We start from the raw sequence: 6704 nt of genomic DNA on the forward strand, positions 1-6704 counted from the left end.
GAGCCGCCGCGCCCCTTGCCGCCGCCCCCGCCCTTGCCGTCGCAATCGCCGCAGCCGTGATGACGGCTCTCACCCTCCCCCTCCAGGGGAGGGTAAAGAATGATCGCGCACTTTTCACGCCCCACAGCCTCGGCTAAACCGCGCGCCATGAACCGGACCGGACTTTTCATCGCGCTGGCGCTCGCGCTCATCATTGGCCTCGTGTTCGGGATCTATCCCGAGCTCGACCTGAAGCTCGCGGCGCTGTTCTACGATGCCGCGGAAAACACCTTCCCGCTGAAGCTCGACGCGGTCGCGTCGTTTGCGCGCGACGCGGCGATGTGGATCGCCTGGGCGCTGGTGCTGCCGGCGATCGTGACCATCGTCTGGAAATTCATCCGGCCGGATCGGCCGATGCTGATGTCCGGCCGCGCGGCGGTGTTCCTGCTCACCACGATGCTGCTGTCAGCCGGTGTCCTCACCAACCTCACCTTCAAGAACTATTGGGGCCGGCCGCGGCCGGTGTTCGTGACGCAGTTCGGCGGCGATTTGCAATTCATGCCGTGGTGGGACCCGCGCGGCGGCTGCCCGCGCAACTGCTCGTTCTTCTCCGGCGAGGGCGCCACCGCGTTCTGGACCTATGCGCCGGCGGCGCTGACGCCGCCCGCCTGGCGGCCGCTGGCCTTTGCCGGGGCGACCGTGTTCGGCATCGTCACCAGCGGGCTTCGAATGGCCTTTGGCGGGCACTTTTTCACCGATGTCGCGATTGCGGGCCTGGTGTCCTTTCTGGTGGTCTGGCTGTTCTATGCGCTGATCTACCGCTGGGCCTCGACCCGGCTGACCGACGCCCAGGTCGATGCCGCGCTGACCCGGCTGGCAATGCCCGGCTACCGGCTGATGCAGCGCTGGCGCCGGGGCGGCAAGGCCGGGCCCGGCGGTACGGAAGCCTGATTAAAGGCGTGCTCCGCCTTCCGAAATTTGATATCGCCACCCCAGAAACCTCATCGATTTCGACCGATTGGACCGTCCCATGAGTACGATTCTGAAAAGCCTGCCCACTGGCGAAAAAGTCGGCATCGCGTTCTCGGGCGGGCTCGACACGTCGGCGGCGCTGCTCTGGATGAAGCTGAAGGGCGCCAAGGTCTTCGCCTACACCGCCAATCTCGGCCAGCCCGACGAAGCCGACTACGACGCGATCCCGCGCAAGGCGATGGATTTCGGCGCCGAGAAGGCCCGCCTGATCGATTGCCGCACCCAGCTGGTGCATGAGGGCATCGCCGCGATCCAGTCCGGCGCCTTCCACATCTCGACCGGCGGCATCACCTATTTCAACACCACGCCGCTCGGCCGCGCGGTGACCGGCACGATGCTGGTTGCGGCCATGCAGGAGGACGGCGTCAACATCTGGGGCGACGGCTCGACCTTCAAGGGCAACGACATCGAACGCTTCTATCGCTACGGCCTGCTGACCAACCCGTCGTTGCGCATTTACAAGCCCTGGCTCGACCAGCAGTTCATCGACGAGCTCGGCGGCCGCACCGAAATGTCGGCGTTCATGACTGCGCAGGGCTTCGCCTACAAGATGAGCGCGGAGAAGGCCTATTCGACCGACAGCAATTTGCTCGGCGCGACCCATGAGGCCAAGGATCTCGAGAGCCTTGCGAGCGGCATCACCATCGTCAATCCGATCATGGGCGTGCCGTTCTGGCGCGCCGATTGCGACGTCAAGGCTGAGAAGGTCGTGGTGCGCTTCGAGGAAGGCCAGCCGGTCGCGCTGAACGGCAAGACGTTCGCCGATCCCGTCGCGCTGTTCCTGGAAGCCAATGCGATCGGTGGCCGCCACGGCCTCGGCATGAGCGACCAGATCGAGAATCGGATCATCGAGGCCAAGAGCCGCGGCATCTACGAGGCGCCCGGCATGGCCCTGCTGCACATTGCCTATGAGCGTCTGGTCACCGGCATCCACAACGAGGATACGATCGAGCAGTACCGCATCAGCGGCATGCGGCTCGGCCGCCTGCTGTATCAGGGCCGCTGGTTCGACTCGCAGGCCTTGATGCTGCGCGAGACCGCGCAGCGCTGGGTGGCGCGCGCCGTCACCGGCGAGGTGACGCTCGAGCTGCGCCGCGGCAACGACTACTCGATCCTGAACACCGAGAGCCCGAACCTAACCTATGCGCCGGAGCGCCTCAGCATGGAGAAGGTCGAGGACGCCGCCTTCTCGCCGGCCGACCGCATCGGCCAGCTGACGATGCGCAACCTGGACATCGCCGACACCCGCGCCAAGCTCGGGCTGTACAACAAGACCGGCCTGCTCTCGAGCGGCGAAGGCTCGCAGATTTTTCAGCTCGAGAACGACAAGGATTGAAGGCGGCGAGCGGGTCGACACAAACTCAGTGTCGTCCCGGGCACTTCTCGACGAGGAAGCAATCCATCTCCGTCATCCTGAGGTGCGAGCGGAGCGAGCCTCGAAGGATGCGCGGCCCGGCTGGTGGCCGTCGATCCTTCGAGACGCGCTACGCGCTCCTCAGGATGACGGGACTGTTGTAGCGCAAGCTTCGCTTTGTCTGCCAAACAAGCTCACTTCACTCTGAGCGCATCGAGCAGCGAACGGAACGCGCGCGCGTAATCGGTGCCGGTCTTGCCGATGTCGGGCCCCGCGGAGACTGCGACCGCGGCTTCCGTCACCGCGCCGAGCAGCAGCCGCGCCAGCGGCTCGATCGGCTGCTTGGCGATCACGCCGGCATCCATCGCCGCCGTCAGCGCGCGCGGAAACTTGCCGCCGAAATGCTTGGCGTCGATCTCGCGCCAGCGTTCCCAGCCGAGCACGGCCGGACCATCGCGCAAGATGATCTGGCCGGTCGGGCCTTTTGAGCACGCCGCGAAATAGCCCTGCGTTCCCGCCGCCATCGCCGCGAGCGGATCGTTCTCGGCGCGCGAGATGCGGTCGAGATCGGCGACGAGGTCCATCGAGACTTGGTCGAACACGGCCTCGAACACCGCCTCCTTGGTCGCGAAGTGATGATAGACCGCGCCCTTGGCGACGCGCGCCCCGGCAGCGATGTCGTCCATCGTCGCCGCCGCAAAGCCGCGCTCGCCAAAAATCCGCCGCGCCGCCTTGACGATCGCGGCTCTGGTCTTCTCGCGCCGTTCGGCCTGGGTTGCCATAGCGAATGTCTAGCCCAGGTTCCGGCTCGGCGCCAGTTGACTTACCGACTACCAGTCGATAAATGCCGACCATCAGTCGGTAACTGGAGATTGCCCGATGCCCTCGCTCAAGACGCTGCAAGCCTTCGCTGATACGGTCGAATCCAACGACCATGTCGGCGCGATCAGGAACTTCTATACGGCCGATGCCCGCACCCAGGAGAACGACGGCGAATGGCGCGTCGGCCGCGAGGCGCTGGCGGCGCGCGAGGCGGCGGTGCTGGCCGCGGTCTCCGGCGTGAAGACCACACGGCTCGGGCCGCTGCTGCTCGACGGCGATCATTCGGCGATCTGCTGGCGCTTCGAATTCACCGGCAAGGACGGCAAGGTCCGCCGCATGGAGGAGGTCGCCTGGCAGACCTGGCGCGGCGAGGAACTGGTCGAGGAGCGCTTCTTCTACGATCCGCAGCAGATGGCGCGCTGACCCCCGCGCTTGCGGCAATACGTCCCGGCGCTGCCTCATTGCGGCGTCATCCGCCGCGACTAGCCTCCGCCCCCGCGCTTCATGTGCAAGGGGGCGGGAGCATCGATCATGATCAAGCTGGTTGCCGGCGTGGCCGTCACGCTGGTGTTGTCGGCGGCGCCGACGTTCGCCCAGACCATCTATCCGATCGATCGCGCCGATATCCTCGTCGGCGCCAAATTCGACTTCAAGGTCGAACTTCCCGGCCCCGTCGATCAGACCAGGCTGAAGGTGACGCTGAACGGCGCGGACTATGCCGCGGTGTTCGGTCAGTCCGGCACGTTTACCGCGCGCGAGGCCGGCAAGGATCAGTCGGCGTTGTTGTTGCGCGACGTCTCGCTCGCCAGGCCCGGTACGGTTGCCGTCGAAGTCAACGACGGTACGCAGAGCCGCACGGTAACCTGGACCGTCTATGACACCGGGCCGCGCAAGGCGAAGAACGTGATCCTGTTCATCGGCGACGGGATGTCGCCGGCGCATCGCGTCGCCGCGCGGATCCTCTCCAAGGGAATCGCGGAAGGCAAGAGCCGCGGCAAGCTCGCCATCGACGACATGCCGCATATGGCGCTGGTCGCGACCGCAGGCTCGGATTCGATCATCACCGACTCGGCGAATGCCGCGAGCGCTTACGCCACCGGCCACAAAGCCGCGGTCAATGCGCTCGGCGTCTATGCCGATCGCACGCCCGATCCGCTCGACGACCCCAGGGTCGAGACCATTGCGAGTCTTGCCAAGCGCCGGGCCGGGCTCGCGGTCGGCATCGTCACCAACACCGAAATCGAGGACGCGACGCCCGCTGCGATGGTTGCACATACCCGCCGCCGCGCCGCCTATGATGCGATCGTCGCGCAATATTTCGATGCGAAGCCCGACGTGCTGATGGGCGGGGGATCCGCGAACTTCCTGCCGCAATCGGCCGCGGGATCGAAACGCAAGGATGACATCGACTATCTCGCGCGGTTCCGCGACGCCGGTTATCCGGTCGCGGCCACTGCAGGCGAGTTGAACGCGCTCGCCGCCAGGCCGGAGACGCGGCAATTGCTCGGCCTGTTCGCGACCGGCAACATGGACGGCGCGCTGGACCACAAGTTCCTCAAGGGCGGCGGCGTCAAAAAATTTCCCGAGCAGCCCGACCTGACCGAACAGGTTCAGGCTGCGCTCACGGTTCTGTCGAAGCACGAGTCCGGGTTCTTCCTGATGGTCGAGTCCGGCCTGATCGACAAATACGCCCATCTGCTCGACATGGAGCGCGCGGTCTACGACACCATCATGCTCGACAACGCGGTGCGGCTGGCAAAGGACTGGGCCAAAGCGCGCAACGACGACACGCTGATCCTCGTGCTGGCCGACCACAACCATCCGAACAGCCTGGTCGGCACCATCAACGACGACATGGCCGCGACACCAAACGTGCCGCTGCGCGAGCGCGTCGGCGTCTACGAGAAGGCCGGCTTCCCGAATTACCCGGAGCCCGATGCCGAGGGCTATCCCTCACGCGTCGATGTCAGCCGGCGGCTCGCGATCTTCTCGGCCAGCCTGCCGGACCATTACGAGACGTTCCGGCCGAAGCTCGATGATCCGAACGAGCCGACCGTGAAAGGCGATCAGCCCGACACCTTCAAGGCCAACGACAAGTACAAGGACGTCCCCGGCGTCGTGCTGCGCTTCGGCAATCTGCCGGCGATGATTGGCGCCAGCGTGCATTCCGGCGAGGATGTCATCCTTACCGCGACCGGGCCGGGCAGCGAGCGCGTCCACGGCGCGATGGACAACACCGAGGTGTTTCGCGTGATGGTCGACGCGCTGGGGCTCGGGGCGGGGAAGTAGCCCTGTCGTCATTGCGAGGAGCGTAGCGACGAAGCAATCCACTCTTGCACTTGTGGTGAGATGGATTGCTTCGCGGAGCCTGTCATCGGGCGCGCGTTCGCGCGACCCGGTGGCTCGCAATGACGAGAAGGGCGTGGGCCACTGCTCAAAAATCGCACCAAACAAAAATGGCCGGGATCGCTCCCGGCCATTTCGTATCGCGATGTCGCGCCGGCTCAGCGCGGCGGCGCGGCGGAGGCGGTGCCGCCGTTGAGCAGTGGGGTGATGCGGCGGACGGTGACGCGCCGGTTGATACGGCTCGGTCCGTCGGTCTGCTCCTTCAGGTATTGCGAGCCGTAACCCTGCGAGGTCAGGTTTTCCGCCGGCACGCCGAATTGCTGCGTCAGCAGCTCGGCGGCGGACTGCGCGCGGCGATCGGACAGCGACAGATTGTCGGTGTCGTTGCCGGTCGCATCCGTGTGGCCTTCGATCAGGAACACCTCGCGCGGATTGCGCTGGATAGCCCGATTGAGGCCGTCGGCGATCGCCTGCAGCTTCGCCGCCTGATCCGGCGGGATCTGCCAGGACCCTGAGTCGAAGTTGATGCTGTTGACGTCGATCGACGGCATCAGCATGCGGACGTTCGGGCTGTAGCGGATTTCGTCGAGCGAATAGCGTCGCGCGATCCGATCCACCGGCGGTGCCTCCATGGTGTCGTAGATCACGTCCGGCGCCGCGCTGTCGGACTCGACGATGTAGCGATCATACGGGATGCGGACCACCGGCGGAGGCAGGTCGACATAGAAGCCGCCGACCGCGCCCGGATCGCGATAGCTGTTGTCGATGATGACGAGCTCGCGGCCACCGGGATCTCTGCGGATCCGGCGCAGCATCTGGCCATCGGGACCGACCACGGTGACGATCTCGCTGCCGTCGGGACGAACCACGATGGTGCGGGTCTCGCCGCCGATCGTCTCGGTGCGAATGTCGCGCGCGCCATAGCGGAAGCGATAGACGTCGTCGCCGCGCACATAGGCCTGACCACCCGGATCGCGAATGATGATGCGGTCCGGCTCGGTGTAGATGGTGCGGCCGTCTTCGACGACTTCCTGCCGCTGGTTGTGCAGGTCGGCGATGGTCCCGCCGATGATCGCGCCGGCCACCACGCCGACGCCGACAGCGGCGCCGATCGCGAGCGGCGAGACGTTGTCATGCCGCGGAGCCGGCGGAAGCGGTGCGGCGACGGTCG

6 protein-coding genes are annotated in these 6704 nt (G+C 66.0%); 4 read left to right on the forward strand and 2 right to left on the reverse strand.

What is annotated here, in order from left to right; translation table 11 throughout:
• Nucleotides 1-147: 147 nt before the first annotated feature.
• Both H8B02_RS43870 and argG read left to right on the forward strand, forming a co-directional pair.
• Nucleotides 148-930 (forward strand): phosphatase PAP2 family protein, encoded by a 783-nt coding sequence (locus H8B02_RS43870; RefSeq protein WP_229171995.1) that lies wholly within the window; start codon nucleotides 148-150, stop codon nucleotides 928-930.
• 79 nt (nucleotides 931-1009) lie between these two features.
• Complete coding sequence (gene argG, locus H8B02_RS43875; protein WP_229171996.1) at nucleotides 1010-2347, forward strand: argininosuccinate synthase; 1338 nt, start codon at nucleotides 1010-1012, stop codon at nucleotides 2345-2347.
• A 212-nt stretch (nucleotides 2348-2559) separates the two neighbouring features.
• On the opposite strand, the gene H8B02_RS43880 is transcribed toward argG, so the two are convergent.
• Nucleotides 2560-3147 (reverse strand): TetR/AcrR family transcriptional regulator, encoded by a 588-nt coding sequence (locus H8B02_RS43880; protein WP_229171997.1) that lies wholly within the window; start codon nucleotides 3145-3147, stop codon nucleotides 2560-2562.
• 97 nt (nucleotides 3148-3244) lie between these two features.
• Here H8B02_RS43880 and H8B02_RS43885 point away from each other — a divergent pair, with 97 nt between their 5' ends.
• The gene (locus H8B02_RS43885; RefSeq protein ID WP_229171998.1) at nucleotides 3245-3610 is read left to right on the forward strand and encodes a nuclear transport factor 2 family protein; all 366 of its coding nucleotides are present in this window, start codon (nucleotides 3245-3247) and stop codon (nucleotides 3608-3610) included.
• A gap of 108 nt (nucleotides 3611-3718) precedes the next feature.
• Complete coding sequence (locus tag H8B02_RS43890; protein WP_229171999.1) at nucleotides 3719-5476, forward strand: alkaline phosphatase; 1758 nt, start codon at nucleotides 3719-3721, stop codon at nucleotides 5474-5476.
• Nucleotides 5477-5691: 215 nt separating this feature from the next.
• Here H8B02_RS43890 and H8B02_RS43895 read toward each other — a convergent pair.
• Nucleotides 5692-6704 (reverse strand): OmpA family protein (locus H8B02_RS43895; RefSeq protein ID WP_229172000.1); only part of this gene is annotated, 1013 nt, incomplete at its 5' end.

The organism is Bradyrhizobium altum, assembly GCF_020889705.1.
In the GTDB taxonomy this organism is placed as follows: Bacteria; Pseudomonadota; Alphaproteobacteria; order Rhizobiales; family Xanthobacteraceae; genus Bradyrhizobium; species Bradyrhizobium altum.